Genomic DNA, 17,767 nt, shown 5'->3' with positions numbered 1-17,767 from the left:
CTCCAAACGCCCGAGCCCTCGCGACCAGCGCCCCACGGCCTTGGACAGCGGGACCACGAGAACCGCAGTATTTCGCTTCAGTTGCTCGGCGAGCAGGGCCCAGTAGACCCACAGGCGCCAGCGCTTGACCGAGTTGATACGCTTTTGGACCTCGACGATCACCGCGATCCCGGCACGGCGATGTTCCGGTTGCTCGAGCTCGGCGGAGAGCGCGAGGTCCATCCGAAGCTCCCCGGTATCTCCGGTGATCGGCAGATGACGATCGAGCTCCCCCTTGCGATCGGTGTATTGCGTCAGTGGCGGCAGCTCGATGCCAAACACTGACCGCAGCAGGTCGAACGCGAGCCTCGGGTCATCGCGGAACAGCGAGACCACTCCTTGGTGAAGTGTGCTTGGCATCGTGACGCATCACCAAGGCAAGCGACGTGCCACAGCGATTCGCCAATGATGTTGGGCGAGGCGTGAATTTTTGTGGCCCGCCGGCGGGCCACTGGCCCGCTGCCGGGCCGCCCTCGCAACGATGTCCGGCCGGGTCGCCGAGTCGACGACGGGATCGAGCTCGCCCCTGCTGTCGGCCTTGGATGTGCCGGCAGCGCGGCGTGTATTATTATAAACCTGGGCCACACGGTGTCGTCTCGACCATACTGATTGTCGCAGCACCCGTTCACGCGCACAGTACCAGCATGAACATGCGCAAGCTCTTCAATGTCCTGGTGCTGGTGGGCGGCCTGACCGCGGAGGTTGGCTGCGATCCGGGAGACAACGTGGACACCGAACCCACGACCGGCGACGGTGACAGTGACGACTCGACCTCGAGCGATGGCGCCACGACTACCGGCGATGGCGACGGCGACGACACCACCGACGGCGACGGCGACGGCGACGACACCACCACGGGCGACGGCGACGACACCACCACGGGCGACGGCGACGGCGATCCAACAACGGGCGACGGCGACGGCGATCCAACAACGGGCGACGGCGACGGCGATGACACGAGCGACGGCGCCTGCGCCTGCTGCTGGGGCTCGGACTGCAACTACGCAGACGCGTGCTGCGAGGGCCTGGGCCCGCTTCCAGAGGACCCCGACTGCCCGTGAGCGGCGCTCAAGTCCCGATCCGCAGGACCCGAACCACCGGCCCTTCGGGCGAGTGATCGTCGCGCAGATCCACCTCGGCGTCGATGAACCAAAACCCATCATCCTCGGGATCCAGCAGCGTATGCCGCACCCCCCACAGGTGGTCGGCCTGCTGCTCGATCCGGGTCTTGTCGGTCTGCCGCGCGCGGGGGTCGAAGATCAGCTTGGGATACTCGGCGTAGTACTCGTTCATGACCTCTTCGAGCCGCGCCTCGGTCCAGGCCTCCCCCGTCAGGTCCGGCAGGTCGCGGATCGACGCCAGCGCCTCTTCCCAGTCCCTGCGCGAGAGCGCGTGGGTGACCTGGTGTAGCTCAGCCCGGATCCGCGCGTAGAACTCCTTCTTGTCGAGCGAGATGTCGAGCTCTTCGGGTCGCAGCTTCTCGAGCTTGGCGGCCAGCCGGGCGTCGATCTCGTGGGCGCCGCTGAGCATCCGCTCCCACTCCTGAACCAGGCTCGAGTCGACGCGCTCGATCGTGGCCCGCAGCCACGCGATCGCGTCGACGACGGCCTCGGTCTTGTGGATCGGGGGCACAGTCTGCTCGAGGGTCTTGTAGGTCTGATGCAGGTGCCGCAGCAGCAAGCCCTCGCTGCGCGCGAGCCCGTACTCCTTCACGTAGTCATTGAAGGTCGCGTAGCGCTCATACATGTCGCGGGCGATCGACTTGGGCCGAATGTTCTCGGTGCCGACCCACGGGTGCTTCGCGGCGAACTGGTTGAAGGTGTCGTAGATGAATTCGACGTCGGGCTTGAGGTAGCTGACCTTCTCGAGCTCTTCCATGCGCGCGTCGTACTCGACGCCCTCGGCCTTGAGCTCGGCCACGCGGTCGCCCTTGAGCTTGGACTCCTGGCGCATGAGCAGGACCCGGGGGTTCTCGAGGATCGCCTCGGCCAGGCTCATGACGTGCAGCGCGTGGCGCTCGTCCTCCGGGTCGAGCAGCTCGAGGGCTTCGACCAGGTACAGGCCCAGGGTCTGCAACAGCGAGAAGTGGCGCTGCAGCTGCTCCGACACGATCACGCTGCGGCCACGGCCACCCCAGGCGCGGGGCCGCAGCTCGACGATCCCGGCGCCTCGCAGCGCGCGAAACAGCTGGGCCGACTCCCGCTTGAGCCGCGTGACCACGACCGGACGCTCGCCCGAGTCGAGGACCAATTGCAGGAGATCACGGTAGCCACCGTCGGGCCGCTCGTCCCCCCACGCGAGCGCCTGCGGGCGCTGCAGCAGGTTGAGCATCATGCCGTGATCGACGCGAAACGCCGGCTGCAAGGTCTCGGGCTCGCCGTCGACCAGCTTGGTGAAGGTGTCTTGATCCCAGTGGACATAGCCGCGGTCGGGCGGCTTCTTGCGCACGAACTTCTTGGGCTTCTTGCCGGACGCGCTGCCGGATCGGGCCTTGGCCTCGAGCTTGAGGTTCTCGATCACGTGCTCGGGCGCCTGCGCGATCACCCAGCCGCGATCGTCAAAGCCCTTGCGGCCGGCCCGGCCGGCGATCTGCTTGAAGTCGCGGACCGCGAGGATCTTGGTGCCCTCGCCGTCGTACTTGCACAGCTTGGTGAACAGGACCGTGCGCAGCGGAATGTTGACGCCAACCCCGAGCGTGTCGGTGCCGCAGATGACCTGCAGCAGCCCCTCTTGCGCGAGCTTCTCGACCAGCAAGCGGTACTTGGGCAGCAACCCGGCGTGGTGCAGGCCAACCCCGGCCTTGATGAAGCGCTGGATGTCCTTGCCGTAGATCGTGTCGAACCGAAACCCGTGGAGCGCGTCGTTGATGCGGTCACGCTGGTCACGATCGATCAGCTTGGTCGAGGTCAGCGCCTGGGCGAGCTCGGCGGCCTCGCGCTGGGTGAAGTTCACGACGTAGACGGGCGCGCGGCCGCCGGTGGCGAGGTCTTCGATCGCCTCGTGGATCGGCGTCTGCGAGTACGAGAATTCGAGCGGGACCGGACGCTCGACCGACTTGACCAGCGCGACGCTCCGCTCGGTCCGCGCTTCGATCTCTTGCTCGAAGCGCGACGTGTCGCCGAGCGTGGCCGACATCAGCATGAAGGTGGTCTGCGGCAGCGTGAGCAGCGGGATCTGCCACGCGATGCCGCGCTCGCGGTCGGCGAAGAAGTGAAACTCGTCGAGCACCGCGTAGTCGACCCGGGCGTGCTTGCCCTCGCGCAGGGCCACGTTGGCCAGGACTTCGGCGGTGCAGCACACGACCGAGGCGTCGTGGTTGAGGGCGGCGTCACCGGTCAGCATGCCGATCCGCTCGGCCCCAAACACGCGACACAGATCAAAGAATTTTTCGGACACCAACGCCTTGATCGGCGAGGTGTAGTAGGCCCGCTCGCCCCGGCACAGCGCCCGAAAGTGCATGGCCAGCGCGACCAGGGACTTGCCCGATCCGGTCGGGGTGTTGAGGATGACGTGGCGCCCGGCCATGATCTCGAGCACGGCCTCCTCCTGGTGGCCGTACAGCTCGAAGCCCTGCTCGGCGGTCCAGTCGAGGAAGTGCTCGAGCATCTGGTCGTCGGTCAGGCGCCCGGCGGCGCCCTCGCTGGGGAGCGGGACGCCATCGACGAGCGTGCGGGTGCTTGGCATGTGGGGTGATCATCGAAGATCTGGGCGGTGGCGGCAAATTAGGCCGCGCGGGTCCCACAGGGCCAGGAGCTGACCCATGCTGGCGGACACGGTCTCCACTTCACGTCGAGGTGCGCACCGATGTCGACTGAGAAGCCGCCGTCGCGGCCGCAACGGAAGGGCGAGCTTGCCCCGACACCAGCGCGATTGGACGAAAGCCGAGGGAGTCGAGTCGATAGCTCGGCAAGATTGGCCGGCGCGCGGCCGAGCGCGCCTCCGCCGGCCCGTCGAGGTAGCTCCCGCCTCGATAGACTCGACTGCCGGTCTCGCTCGGAGGGTGCCGGAGTCCGTCCCCGACCCGAGGGATCTTCGCGTACGAGCCAAAGTCGTCACGGCACCACTCGCGGACGTTGCCGTGCATGTCGAACAGACCCAGCGCGTTGGGGTCGCGGGTGCGCACGGCGTGAACACGTCCATCTGCATTCCGGGCGTACCAGCCGACCCGGGCGAGATCAGCCTCGTTGTCACCGGCGTGAAAACGTGTCGTCGTCCCGGCCCGGCAGGCCCGCTCCCACTGCGCTTCCGTCGGGAGTGCGAGGCCAGCCCAGTCACAGTAGGCGCTGGCCTCGTCCCAGGACACCCCGACGACGGGCTGCTCGGGTTGGTTGAAGCGACGGTCGTCCCAAAAGCGGGGCGTTGGGGTCCCCGGGTTGGCCCGAAGATAGCGACCATATTCGGTGTTGGTCACGGGAGTGCGCGCGATGTAGAAGGCGTCGAGGGTCAGTTCGTGGACTGAACGCTCGTCGCGCGTGCCGCCGGGTTCGGAGTCCGGGGCGCCCATGGTGAAGGGGCCGCCGGGGACGCGAGACAGCTCGACGCCGCCACGCGGGGCCTCGATGCGGGACGGCGGGATCGAGGCGGGCTGGAGCAGGCGTTCGCGGACGCGCTTGGAGATACGAACAAGTCCGTTTTTGACGGCGGGCACATCGAACATTCGTTCCAGCATCGGCGACCCCGCCCAGTGGGGGAAGCTCGGATGCGATGCGCAAGCGTGCAAGAAGGGAATGGTTGCGAGGGGGTAATCCTGCGGATCATCCATCAGCACCATTGAGATGACCTCTCGCCACCAGCCGTCGTCGAGGCGTTCGACGAGGACCTTCGCTAGTTCGTCGACGCGGTGGTGCTCTCGCAGGTGCGCAGCCGTGAGGTACTCCTGGATCCCGACGTGGGTAAAGCCGAGTTGGTCACCGCGGCGCCGCAGCATCCCGGCCATGAGCCCCCGTTCTAGAAGCCCCTCGGTCGTGACGTGATCCGAGCTGGCGCGTGTTTGCTCGATGGCGGCGTGCCACTCGGACGCCGACGCCCAACGACGACCCCGTTGTTCGTGGATCCAGGCCGCGAGCGCCTCGAAGGTCTTGCGCTCGGAGAGAAACGCATAGCCAACGAGCTCTGCCCGCAGACCTTCGCGGTAGAGATCTATCGTGGCCCAGTAGCTGAAGGGCCCGCCATGCGCGAGGACCTCCTTCCACAACAGCGCGAGCCACCCGGGCGAGTGGGCGAACTCGGCCAACCGTTCACTCGCTGGATCGGGGGCGAGCGCGAGCTGCTCGACCAGCGCGTCGGGGCGAGGGCTCCCCGAATCGTCTCGCTCATGCCATTGACGTACGAGTGCACGGATTTGGTCGAAGTCGAGGGGAGGCAACCGAAGCGGGAGGGACCCCGCTCCGAAGCTCGGTGATGGTACGCCCGAGTGGGTGACGATCACCAGGCTATCCGAGAGTCCGTCGAGTATCTCCTCAATCCAGCCGATCACTTCGGCGTGATCCCGGAGGTCTGGGATCTCGTCGAGGCCGTCGAACATCAGCAACAGTCGTCCACGCCGAAACAAGCGCGTACCAAGATCCGCGAACCGACTCCGGCTCACCATGGTCTGGATGAGGTCTCCAAGGCCTCGCCGTTCCCCTGTCAACCCCTGGACGGGCACGTAGATGGGCACGGTGTCCTCGGGCAGCCCCAGGGAACCAGGACCATGAGCGACCAGCTCCCGCCATACCCAGGCGAGCAGACAGGTGCGCCCCGAGCCAAACGGGCCGCCCACGCTCAGCACTCGCCCTCCCCGCTCGCGCAGGAGCGCGAACGCGGCCGGCACGGATAGCGACTCGCTAAGTTCCCGATCCGACGCGGGCATCGAAAGGGTCAAGCGCGGCTCGATGAGAGACTTCGGCTGCCCCAACGAACGCTCGAGCATGTCGAGCTGGTAGCGCTCGATCTCTTCAGAGCTCACGCTGGTGGTATCGAGCGCCGCCTTCGCTCCCCAGGGTGTCTGAGCCTTGGCCGACCACGGCGCGCTCCCGAGGCGCCAGTCCTGCTCGGCCCCGCTCGTGACCCAGAACCTCGACTTGACACGTACGGTCTCGGCGTTCAGTCGACCGACCGAGTATCCTGAAATCCCCTCGGAGTTCTCGCGGGTGAATGAACCTGAAAGCCGTCCGGGTATGATCCGATCGGGCCATGGGGTGGCGATAGGACTCGGCTCCTCGGAGCTTCGCGCGCAACCATGGCTGTGAAGGCAAAGATCCCAGCGGCTGCTCCGAGGTAGTCGCGATGTTTCCGGGCTCGCGCCGGTGACCCAGGAGAGATCTTGAATCAGCCCCGCCCATGTTCGTACTTCCCTCGCCGACTCGTGGGACACGGCAGCGAGTTGTTCGCAAGCAATGCGCCCACCGAGCGTGCCCCCGGCCCGGCTGGCCCACACGGTGTTGAAGCCTTGAATGCCCACCTGCCAGTCATCTTTTTCGATGATCACTGACCAATCGCCGGGGAGATGCGAGCGGACCCAATCTCTCACATGGCCGACGCTGGGCTTCATCCCCACCATGTCCGTCTGCGGAGCCCATCGTCGCGCCCAGTCGAGATAATTGGCGAACAATAGCTCGAGCGAGCTGACGATGCTGGCGTCCAAGAGCGGGTCACCAGCGCCGTTACCAGAGCCGGAGCGCTGGTTCCAGCCATCCAGCACCTCGCACCAGCGCTCGAACGCCGGCCGCTCGCGTTGCATGTCTCGATCACCGGGAACGGCGAGCACGAGCGGTCGCGTGTCGCTGCGCCGCTCGAGGCGTGAGCACAGCTGAAGCAAGAAGCTATCCACCTGCTCGAACTCGGCCGGCTGTCCGTGCGCGGTCAAATCGCCGCTGATGAACACGACATCGACGTCCAGCATCTCTCGGTCTAGCGTGCCGTCGAGATCCGTGAGCAACACTGAACTGAGGCGAGTCCAGGCGCCGCTCGTGTCAAATTGAAGGCTCGGTATGTGCAGCCAGCCGAGCTCGGGCCACCGTCGCGCGATCACGTGCGGCGCCTTGAAGGCTCCCGAGTAGATGTCCTGCGCGTGAACGGTCATGATCCGCCGCAGCCACAGCGGCCCCGCGAGCACCCACACGTAGCGATGCCGAGACCGGAGCCGGTCGCGGCTACGGTTGAGCGCGACCGCCAGCTCTCGCCACGCACGCTTGGCCTCCTCCGCGCTCGCGTCATCCCTCAGCTCAATCCATCGCACGGCGCCACCAGGTTGGTCCGCCTCGAGGACCGGCGCCTCGGCGACCGCGGCGAGCGAAGGTTCGACAACCTCAATGCGCGCCCCATGCTGCTGCAGCCGCTTGCGCAGCGCGACGCGATCGTCCTGCTCGGCGCTCGTGACCACCACGAGCTCAAAGCCAGTGTGGGTCGCATATACATCTGCGAGGTAGGCCTCGGCCTCGCGCGCGCTCGTGCCCCAGTCTGCGCGGCTCATGCCCCGTCCGCGGCCTCGCGCTCGAGCAGCTCGAGCAGCTTCTCGCGCACGAGCGGATGGACATCATACCAGCCGTCCCCGTTGCGATAACACAGCACCGTGTAGTCATCGAGGACGCTGGCGAGCACGGGTAGCTGTGCTAGCGGCATCCCAGGCAGCTCACCGTGGGCGAGGACGTCCCGCAAGATCGGCAGCCGCTCGCGCCACAAGTTGCGCTCGGCGTCCTCACGGTGACGCTGCAAGACCTGCTTGATGCTCAGCGCCGCGATCGGCAGCCCGGTCCGCTTGATCTTCAGCAAGGCGTCGCGCACGAAAGTCAGCAGCAGGCGCACGTGCCCGCCCGAGTAGGCCACCAGCTCGCGCAGGAGAGCGTCGTCGTCCCCGAACACTCGCTCGACCGGGATCCGCCGCCGCACGACCTCGCACAGCGCCTCGATGCCTGGCGCGTAGCGCGCGGGCACCGAGCGCTCGCTGCCTGTCGCCAACGTGATGCGCTGCCGCTCGTGTACGCGAATCGCCGGGAGCACTTCGCTCACCTGGGTATACAAGGTCCCCAGCTCGAGCTGCCGCACGTAGGGCGGCATCGTGTACACCACGTGACAAGGAAACCGCAGGAGCTCGGCTTGGTTGACGAAGACCTCGACGATGCTCTGGATCACCGCGCCGAACTCTTCGGGCCGAGCGCTACGGATCTTCTCGAGACTGTCGAAGATGAACACGACCCCGCGGGCGGCGGGCTCTTGCACACGGAGCTTGGTGACGATTTCTTCGACGTAGCCATGGGCGTCGGCGCGAAGCCGGCCGATCGAGACCGCCAGCCGCTCCCGCGCCTTCGTCCAAAAGGGCTGGTTGGTGTTGATCGCGAGCCTGAGGTCGCCGATCCCGGTGGGGAGCTTCAAGCCATCGAGCTCGACGTCCTGCCTGACGACATCGAGGACGCGACGCAGGTAGCCAGCCTTGCCCAGATCCGCGCCGATCCGCTCGTTGGCGACGTCGCCGAATGCAGCCGCGACGACGACGAGCAGATCGGTGATTGTCAGAGGATGACGCAAGTTCAGGTACTCGGAGGCGTCTGCGAGCAGAACCAGGTAGCCCTTGGCCTCGAGCTCCTGCTTCAGCCCCAAGAGCTCGGAGCTCTTTCCCGTGCCCGAGAAGCCTGAGAACAGCTGGCAGGACGTATCCCCGGCCAGCTCGATCGCGTCGGCCAAGGTTGCGAGGCCGGCGTCCGGGTCCTCTCCTCGCAAAGACAGCTCCTCGCCCTCGAACGCGAACCGATAAAAGTCGACGAAGCGGGGATCCGAGGGGGGGATCGGGGCCTTCGGGTCGCACGCGTTCATCCACTCGCGGAGCTCGTCGTCCGAGACGTGGGGAGCGGAGGCTGCCATGGCCGCAGCATGCCACGCGGGGATCTGAGCGCCAAGCATACCTCCGCGAGCGGTCTCCTGCCCATGCCGCAACGCGAAGTGATCGAGCCGTGTCGCCTCAGCCGCCGAGCAGCCCGTCGAGCAGCTCGGGATCATCGGTGATGATCCCGTCGACCCCATAGCCGATCATGTCCACCATCAACGCCTGACTGTTGACGGTCCACGGGTGCGCCCGGATCCCATGGGACTTGGCGAGGTCGATCAGCTCCTGATTCACGACCTCCCAGGGCACCTGCATGAACGGCGCGGGCGGTTCGTAGCCGGGCTCGGCGCCGTTCGAGTAGAAGTCGATCATCTCGGGCGCGGACATCGAGGTGAGGATCTCGGGCGCGGTCGCGCGGACCTCGTCGAGCGTGACCTGATCAAAGCTCGCTATCACCACGTGATCTTCGACCCCGGCCATGACCAATTCGTCGATGAACGCGGGCACGATCGAGGGCTCGGCCTGCTTGATCTCGATCATGTAGTACTGGCCTGGCGTGGCCGCGAAGATCTCGGCAGGAGTGGGGATCTGGATGCCGACGCCCCGGAACGGGTAGGTCGCGCCGTCGTCGGTCGTAAACCGGTAGCCGGCGTCGAGCAGGCGCAGCTGATCGAAGCTGAGCTGGTTGATCAGGCCCGTGCCGTCGGTCGTGCGATCGACGGTGTCATCGTGCATGACCACGATCACGCCGTCGGAGCTGGCGTGCACGTCGAACTCGAGCACGTCGGCGCCGATCGTCAGCGCGGTCTCGAACGCGGGCAGCGTGGCCTCGGGTCGGAGCTCGCGGCCGCCGCGGTGGGCGATGTTGATCAGCTCGTCGGACAGCAGCGGGTTGCCCGGCGGCTCGCCGGTCTCGCCGGTCTCGCCGGTCTCGCTGTCCAATCCCGTCTCGGTCGCCGAGTCATCGGTCGTAGCCTCGCTCGCGCCCGAACTCGAGTCGCTGGTCGGCTCGCCGCTGTCAGCCGGCGCCGGGCCGCCGCAGCCGCCGACCGCACCAAGCAAGATCAACCCCAAGCGACACGTGAGTTCAGCGCAGCGCACACTCGACGCTACCTCAGCTGAGCGGGCCGCCGCTACGGCGTGGGCAGCTCGGGCGCGGTGCCGAACTCGGCGTCGTTCCTGCCGATCTTCCCGGAGCAGTTGCCGGCTTCCTCGACGTTGGCGGTGTAGACCGACGAGGGCTCGCCCTGGATGTACAGCGTGCCGCAGCCCCCCTCGCCAAACTCGGCCATGGGGTTGCAGGGCTTGCAGATCCGCTTGTTCCCGCTGGGCGCACACACGAAGCCCTCGTCGCAGAAGTAGAACCGGCAGAACTGATCCATGACGTCCCGCCCGGCAATATCGGCGCCGCCGACCTTGAACGGGTTGACGGCCGGGAACAGGGCGTCGGGGTCGTCACAGATGTTGAGTTCGGGGTCGACGATCTCCAGGCCCTCGTTGCAGCCGTCGGCACTCGGGGCGCAGCCTCGCTTGCCCCGGTTCTCGTCGGTGCAGTTGCCGTACGCGCCCTTCGAGTCCGTGGTGGCCTCGTCGAGGATCTCGGCGAAGCGGGAGTCGGGATCGATGCCCGTGAGGTCGCACTCGACCTCGTCGTACGCGGGCGCGCAGATGTTGTCGGCCTTGTCCTCGGCCGCCACGCACTGCGAGATGTAGCGGTTGTCCCCCAAGTCAGGGCAGTCCGAGCCCGTGTTGCAGCGGTGAACTCCGTCGTCGCCCACGTCGGGCACCAAGATGGCCGTGCAGGCGCTGATCGTGAAGCCGGCGAGCAGCAAGGAAGCGGAGATGAGGAGGCGACGCTTGGACATGTGGAATTCTCTGGACGGCGCTAGCGGCCGTCAGCCGAGGCTGCCGAATCGGTTTCCGAGGATACGGAGGGGACCGGAGGAGCGCAAGCCGGCAGCCTGAACTCGAATCGAGTGCCCTCGGGCCCGGTTTGGAGCAGCACGACGGCGCCCCCGTGGTCGGCAGCGATCTGCCGGACCATCGGCAACCCGAGCCCGGTCCCGTGCGCCTTGCTGGTCACGAAGGCCTCGAAGATCCGCTCGACGCCGCCATTGTTACCGTTGCCGTTGCCGTTGCCGTCGACGGCGGCGGCTGGGATGCCGGGTCCGTCGTCCGCGACAAACACGAGGGCCATGCCGTCCTTACAGACCAGCGTGACCGTGATCGTGCCGACCGCGGTCGCGCCAACTGCGGCTCGCGGCTCCATGGGGCCGCCCGACTCATCGACATCGTCGAGCAGATCACCGAGGTCCCCCGCCCGATCGCTGCCCATCTCGAGCGGATCGAGCGGATCCCCGGCCAGCTCGAGCACGGCCTCCTGAGCGTTGCGCAGCAGGTTGAGCAGCGCCTGGCGCAGCTGGCCCGCGTCGGCCTCGACCCAGACTGGCTGATCCGGCAGCTCACGGACCACGCTGACCCGGTTGCGCTCGTGCTCGTGGGCGGTGAAGTCGAGCAAATCCGTGAGTTCACGGCGTAGATCGACCTTGGCCATCTGCGGCGCGGGTCGGCGAGCGAGGCCGAGGTAGGCCTCGGTGATCTGGGTGAGTCGATCGACCTCGCCGCTGATCCGACCGAGCAAGGTCCGAGCCTCGTCGACGCCCGCGACGGCGCCGAGCGAGTCGAGCTCGTCCTCGAGCAGCTCGGCGTTGAGCGCCACGCTCGACAGCGGGTTGCGGATCTCGTGGGTGATCTGCGCGGCGAGCCGGCCGATCGCGGCGAGCTGCTCGCCGCGGAGCAGCCGACGCTCACGCTCTTCGAGGGTCGCGGCCATGAGGTTGACCTCGCGGGCGAGCCGGGCGACCTCGTCGTCGCGCTCGGGCTTGGGGCCGACCTCGATCCGCTCGCGCCACTCACCCCGCCCGATCCGCCGCACGCTCACCGCCAGCCGCCGCAGCGGTCGGAGCGTCAAGATCACGATCAAGGTTGCGATCAGAGAGAACGCCGCCGCGGCGATCGTGATCACCAAGGCGCGCTGCTCGGCCGCGCGTCCGGCCTCGGCGACGGTGTCCCGCTGGGCCCGCACGGCCTCGTTGGCCCGGACCTCGAGCTCGGCGAAGCGACGGTTGATGTCGGCCTGGCGCGGCGCGTCGGCCAGGACCTCGGTGACATCAAACTCCTCATCTAGCGCGACCAGCTCGCCGAGCCCCTCGACGAGCTGGGCGAGCGCGCGGACGTCATCGAGCTGCTCGAGGCCCCCGAGTCGCTGCGGGTGGAGCAGCGCCTGCTCGAGCGGCGCCCGGACTTCGGTGACCAGGTGGGCGCGCAGCTCGAGCGCGTCCTCGAGGTTGAGCAGATCCCCGCGTCCAAGCTGGGCCTCGGGGTTGCCGTAGCTCGACACGAACGAGCCGATCCGCTGCGACTGGTTCTGGGCGCGCAGCAGCTTGGTCTGAAACGGGATGTACACGCCCGTCAAGAGATCGAAGTTGGCCCCCAACCCACGGACCTGGGCGCGGATGATCAGCGCAGCCGCGCCCGTGCCAAGCACTACCAACACGACAAGCGCCACGATCCGGGCGGCCAAGCTGCCGCGAACTCGCAGCGGTGGCAGCTCGGGCGACGCTGGTGGGCTGGTAGACGGCTCTGGACCGCCGATCAGCTCTTCGTCGGACCTGTCGTCGATCTCGCCCAGGGCCACCGAGCCCCACGATACCACGAGCGGCGCCCCCCTCTGGTCATCGGCCCCCACCCCACGGCCCGCGGTGTCCGGGGGGCTTGCCCGTTCAGGGCGGGCCTCCCCGCCCACGGTCCGCACCCTCCCGGCTGGCCGACTGGCCCTTTTCAGCGTCCGCTGAACGTGTCATTTTCGCCGGGCCCGCCGCACTCGGCGGGTGAGACGTCATGCTTCGCCGCTCCCTATCCAGCCTCACCGCTTCTGTCGCTGCCACCGCGTTGAGCTGCAGCTTGCTCGCCGCGACCCCAGGCCTCGCCCAGGCCGGAGCGCTCGATGACAAGACCACCTTCCTCGGACTCGAGGGTGACGGTGAGCTCGTCACCTCGCTCGCCGACGCGATCCGCTGGGACCTCAACCAGCGCGGCCTCGACGACGGCAACACCATGAGCCTCGCGGAGCTCAAGCTGACCATGGGCTGCGGCGACGAAGATCTGGCTTGCTTCGCCCAGGGTGGCCAGACGCTCGGCTCGTCGCAGCTGGTGTTTGGCGCGGTCCGCAAGCAGGGCGCGGACTACGTCGTCGAGCTGCAGTCGCTCAACGTCGGCACCGGTGAGCTCAACAACAGGATCGAGCGCACGGTCACGCCAGCCGAGCTCGGCGACGCGCAGCTCGGCGCGACGGCCTCGGCGCTGATCGACGCCCTGTACAAGATCGAGCCTTCGGTCGACGAGCTCCCGCCCACAGACACCGCAGACGATCCCGACACGGTCGACGACCCGGACGCCACCAAGCCGACCAAGCCGCCCCCCGGCGATCGAGCGTTGATCTGGGGCGCCTACTCCCCGCGTCCAGCGTGGAAGTGGGCGGGCGTCGGCGTCAGCAGCGTGCTCTTGGTCGGCGGGCTCGGCACGGCGATCGGCGCGACCGTGGCGATCAGCACCAACGGCCCGATCCGCAAGGAGCTGATCACCGCAGCCGAGAATTCGCTGACGGACTCCAAGCCCGGCAACGACGTCGACCCCAACAGCACCCAGGATCTGTGCGAGCTCGGCCGCCGCCCGCCCGATCCCAGCAAGCCCAACGAGGTCACCAACGCCGAGGTCACGCGGGTCTGCATCAAGGCCGACAACGTGGCGTCGGTCGCAACGGCGGGCTGGATCGCCACTGGCGTGTTCGCGGCCACGACCGTGGTGTTCACCACGCTGTTGTTCGTGCACAAGAACGACAAGACCGTCGCCAAGCTGCGCAAGCACAAGGTCGGGTTTGGCGGCGCGCCGTCAGCCGGGCAGGGCTTTGTCGTCGGCGGCTCGTTCCAGTTCTGACAACTCGGGGAACGCCAGCTTGCTCGGGTCGCCGCCGTCGACGGTGAAGTCGACGATCCAGCGCCGACACACCTGATGGTTCGGCTTGCGCTGCTTGGGCCCGCTGTTCTTGGGATCTGGGGCCGGCTCGTGAATCGGCTCGACCTCGCGCAGCTCGTGCAACAGCGGTTGATCGGCCAAGGTCGCGACCGGCAGCAGCTCGGCGATCGCCGCGACCAGCTTGGTCGGGCCACACAGCTCGAGGTCGCAGCGAATGGTCCGACACCCGGGCCGGATCTGCATGGGCGGAGGCGGGGCGCCGTCGAGCTCCAGCTCGCGCGCGCGGGTGACCACGTGGCGCAGCAGGCCATCGTGGCGGCGGCGAAAATTTTGGTTGATCGGCTCGTCCTCGAGCGGGACGTCGGACCAGCGGGCGCGCAGGCCAGCGAGCGCGCGCGCGGTCCGGCGCTGTGGCGGCTTCTTTGATTGGGCCTGCTTGGCCTTGGCTTTGTTGGCCTTGGCCTGAGCCTGGGCGTTGCGGGCGGCGGCGCTCTTGCGGGGCTTCTTCGGCGGCTTTTGGTCGCGCTCGAGCATCGGCGCGCGCGGGACATCCAGGCCGACTTGAAACGCGATCGCGGCGGTCGCTAGCGCGGGCGCGAGCAGCCAGGCGGCCCGTCGGCGAGCGAGCGGAGACAGTCGGCCCAAAAGTCGGCCGCGGCGCTCCGAGGACTCAGGCATCGGGCGGCGCGGCTCCGGTTGCCATCGAGCTGTCCGCGGCGCCGGTTGGCAGCGGAATCCGGACCTTCCAGCCACCGGGACGGGCCGCCCGAGCGGGGTGGTCGTCGTCGTCGCGATCCCCGCCCTGATCCTCTTCCCTGGCCTCTTCCCAGACCAGCTCGAGCCGCAGGGTGCGGCCGTCGGTCATGGTCAGCTCCACGTGGGCGCGCTCGCCATCATCGTCGAGCAGCTCGGCGCCGGCCACGGCCACGCTGCGATCGACACCGACGATCTGCAGCATCTCGCCAGCCTCGATGCTTCGCCGGCCGCCGACGTGATCGCTGGCGTGCTCGGCCGCGGACTCAAGCCGCTCGACCGCCGGAGCCTCGATCACCGCGAGCATCCCGTCGACGTCACCCCGGCGCGCGGTCTCGGCGAAGGTCCGGGCGACGGCCACCGGCTCGGACTCCTTGGCACGGCAGCCCAGCCCAACGCTCACGCACAACAAGGCTGTCAGCAACGCCCGATACGCCACCTGGGACTACTCCTCGGCCTTTTTCTTGCTGCTCTTGTGCATGCCCAGCCGCTTGAGCAGCTCGCGCAAGTAGTAGCGAGTGATCCCGGCTTCGGCGGAGGCCCGCGACAAATTGTTGTCGGTCTTGGCCAGCAGTCGGGCGAAGTAGGCGCGCTCGAAGTCGTCGACGATCACCTGCTTCGCCTCTTTGAAGGGCATCGCATAGATCTCTTCGGGGAGCTCGCCCTCGGACTTGGACTCGGACGGGTCGCCCTCGGTGCCGAACTTCTTGACCTTGCTGGGGCGGCCCTCGCGGCGACCCAGGTGGAGATCGGCGGGCTCGATGATCGAGTTGTGCGAGAGGTGGGCGGCGCGCTCGATCGCGTTCTTGAGCTGGCGAACGTTGCCGGGCCACGGCTCCTCGAGCAGGATCTGCTTGGCCTCGGCGTTGAGCTGCGGGGCCCGACCGTGGACCCGGGCGAAGTCCTCGATGAACTTGTTGGCGAGCAGCAAGATGTCGTCGCCGCGATCACGCAGCGGCGGCAGATCGACGTTCATGACCGTGAGCCGGAAGTACAGGTCTTCGCGGAACTGGCCCTGACCGACCATCTGACGCAGATCGCGGTGGGTGGCGGCGACGACCCGGACGTCGACCGTGCGGACCTGGCTCTCGCCGATCCGCTGGACCTCGCGGCGGTCGAGCACGCGCAGCAGCTTGGGCTGCAGATCCAGGGGCAGCTCGCCGACCTCGTCCAAGAACAAAGTGCCGCCGTCGGCGTCCTCGAACGCGCCCGCGCGGTCACCGATCGCGCCGGTGAACGAGCCCTTCTTGTGGCCGAGGATCGCGGCCTCGGCCAGCTCGCGCGGCAGCGAGCCGCAGTCGAGGACCACGAAGGGTCGCTCGGCCCGGCTGGACTCGTCGTGCAGCGCGCGGGCGACCAGCTCTTTGCCGGTGCCGGTCTGGCCGCCGATCATCACGCTCATGTCGGTCGGCGCGACCTTCTCGAGGATCGCAAACACTTCGCGCATCGCCGGGCTGGCACCCCACAGCGCGCCAAAGTGGTCGTGACCCGAGAGCGGGACCTCGATCTCGTCGGCCGACAGGAACAGGATGTCGGTCTTGCCCAGCGAGATCGTGGCGCCGGGCTCGATGTAGGCCTCGCGGACCCGCAGGCCCTGGACCTGGGTCCCGTTGGTGCTGTCGAGGTCGCGCAGCAAGATCCCGCGCTTGTCGCCGAGCGTGATCTGCAGGTGCGTGCCGCTGACGGAGGTGTCGGTGAGCACGAGGTCGTTGACGGCGCTGCGACCGACGGTGATCCGCGGGCGCGCGACCTGGATCTGCGCGCCCTGATCGGGACCGGCGGTGACCCGCAGCATCACGCGCCGCAGCTGCGTGTGGCGGTGCGTCGACGAGAAAAAAGTCGTCGTCATCCCTGGATCGAGGTCGTCGTCGATCTGGGGGACACCGTTACCGAGGGGCTCTTTGGTGGAATTCGACACACCTAGACAGCTTGCGCAAGGCCGAGGACGGGCCAGAGATCAGTTGAGCATGTCTTCGGGGGTCCGAACAACACGCAGATGCGTTTGGCCACGCGGCTTCGTTCGGCCGACTTTGCCCGAGTTCTCGCGCTTTCGCCAGGGCTGCACGAACAGCGTCGCGACGACGGCCGCGACCACAGCGGGGATCGCCGCGGGCCAAGCCTGCGCGATGGGGGTCCCCGCGGCCACCGCAACCAGGGGCGCAAAAGTGACGCTGAGCGCGGCTGTGATGCCTGCCACGAGCACTGGCGAGATCTCGGCGGAACCCAGGCGCATGCGCTCAGCAGCAAACACCCACGCAAACGCCACGACACAGGCGGCGTCGATCGGGCCGGGTCCCGCGTAATCCAGCGACGCGGTCGCCGGCATCACTGCGGCCAGGGCGACCACGCTGGCGTAACCGACCAGACCCGCGACGAGCACCATCACCAGGTAGCGGGTCGTGCCCCAAAAGCCCTCGAGGCGGCTGCCGATCACCCACTGGATGGCCAGGGTCCAGACCAACCCGAGCAGGCCGAGCCCCTCCGGATAGCGAAACAGCGCGCTCACCGGTGTCCACCAGTGACGACCGGTGAGCAGCTCGTCTGGCTGCAGCGTGAACCACCCAGCCGCCTGGCCGCGGTCGCCCAGGAGCATGGTCACCAAGAACGTGAGCGCGAAAAGAGCGAACGCTCCGCGGCGAAACCTGGGCAGCACCGCCCCAGTGTAGGCCGGAGGTCAAGCTTGCGCGAGACTTTGAGCGGGGAGCGACGACTTGAGGCTCCCGCTGGGGTTCTCGAAGATCATCCCGGCCCGGGCCTGGCTCACGTAGTCGACCACTTCGTCCAGCCGGGGCCGGCCCACGGCCACGACCGGCGAGGTCAGCACGTCGGTGTCTCGGCCCCAAAAGTGGATGCGCTGGCCGATCCAGGCCTCGCTCTCGGGCACCTCGGGGATCGCCAGGGCCAGCAGGCGCAGCGCCGCGTGTTGCAGCATCCACGCCCCAGAGCTGCGATCGCGCACCCCCACGCACTCGGCGTCACGCAGGTGATACTCGGTGTGCTTGGTGAAGAAGACGCAGTGGCGACGGCGATCGTCAGACATGCCCCACCCTGCCAGCAGATCGCGCAACCACACAGAAACCCGCAGATAGCGGACGCGCCTGTCCCGCCGGCCCGGACACGGCCCGGACACGGCTCGGACCC

13 protein-coding genes and 1 pseudogene are annotated in these 17,767 nt (G+C 67.8%); 2 read left to right on the top strand and 12 right to left on the bottom strand.

Annotated elements, in window-relative coordinates; genetic code table 11:
• Window positions 1-399: pseudogene (locus ENSA7_RS00710) on the bottom strand (hypothetical protein); the annotation flags it as partial.
• Between the two features lie 290 nt (window positions 400-689).
• On the opposite strand from ENSA7_RS00710, the gene ENSA7_RS42935 reads away from it, so the two are divergent.
• Window positions 690-1,100: a hypothetical protein gene (locus ENSA7_RS42935; RefSeq protein ID WP_181232845.1), complete on the top strand. Its 411-nt coding sequence runs from the start codon at window positions 690-692 to the stop codon at window positions 1,098-1,100.
• A gap of 7 nt (window positions 1,101-1,107) precedes the next feature.
• Here the strand turns inward: ENSA7_RS42935 and ENSA7_RS00700 are convergent, their stop codons facing one another.
• From ENSA7_RS00700 to ENSA7_RS00680, 6 genes are all read right to left on the bottom strand, one after another.
• Entirely contained in the window at window positions 1,108-3,723 is a 2,616-nt protein-coding gene (locus tag ENSA7_RS00700; RefSeq protein ID WP_106087250.1) for a DEAD/DEAH box helicase, read from the bottom strand.
• 100 nt (window positions 3,724-3,823) lie between these two features.
• Entirely contained in the window at window positions 3,824-7,492 is a 3,669-nt protein-coding gene (locus ENSA7_RS00695; protein ID WP_106087249.1) for an SUMF1/EgtB/PvdO family nonheme iron enzyme, read from the bottom strand.
• On the bottom strand, window positions 7,489-8,877 hold the full coding sequence (locus tag ENSA7_RS00690) for a hypothetical protein (protein ID WP_146157171.1): 1,389 nt from the start codon (window positions 8,875-8,877) through the stop codon (window positions 7,489-7,491). Before ENSA7_RS00690 ends, ENSA7_RS00695 begins: the two co-directional genes overlap by 4 nt.
• A gap of 97 nt (window positions 8,878-8,974) precedes the next feature.
• Entirely contained in the window at window positions 8,975-9,940 is a 966-nt protein-coding gene (locus tag ENSA7_RS00685) for a glycerophosphodiester phosphodiesterase family protein (RefSeq protein WP_181232843.1), read from the bottom strand.
• 32 nt (window positions 9,941-9,972) lie between these two features.
• Entirely contained in the window at window positions 9,973-10,704 is a 732-nt protein-coding gene (locus ENSA7_RS42930) for a hypothetical protein (RefSeq protein ID WP_181232841.1), read from the bottom strand.
• 20 nt (window positions 10,705-10,724) lie between these two features.
• The gene (locus ENSA7_RS00680; RefSeq protein ID WP_146157170.1) at window positions 10,725-12,536 is read right to left on the bottom strand and encodes a sensor histidine kinase; all 1,812 of its coding nucleotides are present in this window, start codon (window positions 12,534-12,536) and stop codon (window positions 10,725-10,727) included.
• Window positions 12,537-12,790: 254 nt separating this feature from the next.
• Here ENSA7_RS00680 and ENSA7_RS00675 point away from each other — a divergent pair, with 254 nt between their 5' ends.
• Window positions 12,791-13,834: a hypothetical protein gene (locus ENSA7_RS00675; protein ID WP_106087245.1), complete on the top strand. Its 1,044-nt coding sequence runs from the start codon at window positions 12,791-12,793 to the stop codon at window positions 13,832-13,834.
• On the opposite strand, the gene ENSA7_RS00670 is transcribed toward ENSA7_RS00675, so the two are convergent.
• The 5 genes from ENSA7_RS00670 to ENSA7_RS00650 all read right to left on the bottom strand — a co-directional run bounded on the left by ENSA7_RS00670 (window position 13,790) and on the right by ENSA7_RS00650 (window position 17,666).
• On the bottom strand, window positions 13,790-14,551 hold the full coding sequence (locus ENSA7_RS00670; protein ID WP_146157169.1) for a hypothetical protein: 762 nt from the start codon (window positions 14,549-14,551) through the stop codon (window positions 13,790-13,792). The genes ENSA7_RS00675 and ENSA7_RS00670 overlap by 45 nt on opposite strands.
• Window positions 14,544-15,029 (bottom strand): hypothetical protein, encoded by a 486-nt coding sequence (locus tag ENSA7_RS00665; RefSeq protein WP_146157168.1) that lies wholly within the window; start codon window positions 15,027-15,029, stop codon window positions 14,544-14,546. The genes ENSA7_RS00670 and ENSA7_RS00665 overlap by 8 nt, the downstream gene beginning before the upstream one ends.
• A 42-nt stretch (window positions 15,030-15,071) precedes the next feature.
• Window positions 15,072-16,544, bottom strand: coding sequence for a sigma 54-interacting transcriptional regulator (locus ENSA7_RS00660; protein WP_106087242.1), 1,473 nt, complete (start codon window positions 16,542-16,544; stop codon window positions 15,072-15,074).
• Between the two features lie 39 nt (window positions 16,545-16,583).
• On the bottom strand, window positions 16,584-17,132 hold the full coding sequence (locus ENSA7_RS00655) for a hypothetical protein (RefSeq protein WP_146157167.1): 549 nt from the start codon (window positions 17,130-17,132) through the stop codon (window positions 16,584-16,586).
• A 168-nt stretch (window positions 17,133-17,300) separates the two neighbouring features.
• The gene (locus ENSA7_RS00650; RefSeq protein WP_106087240.1) at window positions 17,301-17,666 is read right to left on the bottom strand and encodes a hypothetical protein; all 366 of its coding nucleotides are present in this window, start codon (window positions 17,664-17,666) and stop codon (window positions 17,301-17,303) included.
• Between the last annotated feature and the right edge of the window lie 101 nt (window positions 17,667-17,767).

The sequence above is a fragment of the Enhygromyxa salina genome (assembly GCF_002994635.1).
Lineage (GTDB): Bacteria > Myxococcota_A > Polyangia > Nannocystales > Nannocystaceae > Plesiocystis > Plesiocystis salina_B.
The sequence above is the reverse complement of the archived record's forward strand: the minus strand, read 5'-3'. Positions and strand labels throughout refer to the sequence as shown.

Bases quoted from the DNA above. Each gene is read 5' to 3' on its own strand.
- ENSA7_RS00670 (WP_146157169.1), bottom strand. From the start codon at position 14,551: ATGCCTGAGTCCTCGGAGCGCCGCGGCCGACTTTTGGGCCGACTGTCT.
- ENSA7_RS00700 (WP_106087250.1), bottom strand. From the start codon at position 3,723: ATGCCAAGCACCCGCACGCTCGTCGATGGCGTCCCGCTCCCCAGCGAG.
- ENSA7_RS00695 (WP_106087249.1), bottom strand. From the start codon at position 7,492: ATGAGCCGCGCAGACTGGGGCACGAGCGCGCGCGAGGCCGAGGCCTAC.
- ENSA7_RS42930 (WP_181232841.1), bottom strand. From the start codon at position 10,704: ATGTCCAAGCGTCGCCTCCTCATCTCCGCTTCCTTGCTGCTCGCCGGC.
- ENSA7_RS00650 (WP_106087240.1), bottom strand. From the start codon at position 17,666: ATGTCTGACGATCGCCGTCGCCACTGCGTCTTCTTCACCAAGCACACC.
- ENSA7_RS00690 (WP_146157171.1), bottom strand. From the start codon at position 8,877: ATGGCAGCCTCCGCTCCCCACGTCTCGGACGACGAGCTCCGCGAGTGG.
- ENSA7_RS42935 (WP_181232845.1), top strand. From the start codon at position 690: ATGCGCAAGCTCTTCAATGTCCTGGTGCTGGTGGGCGGCCTGACCGCG.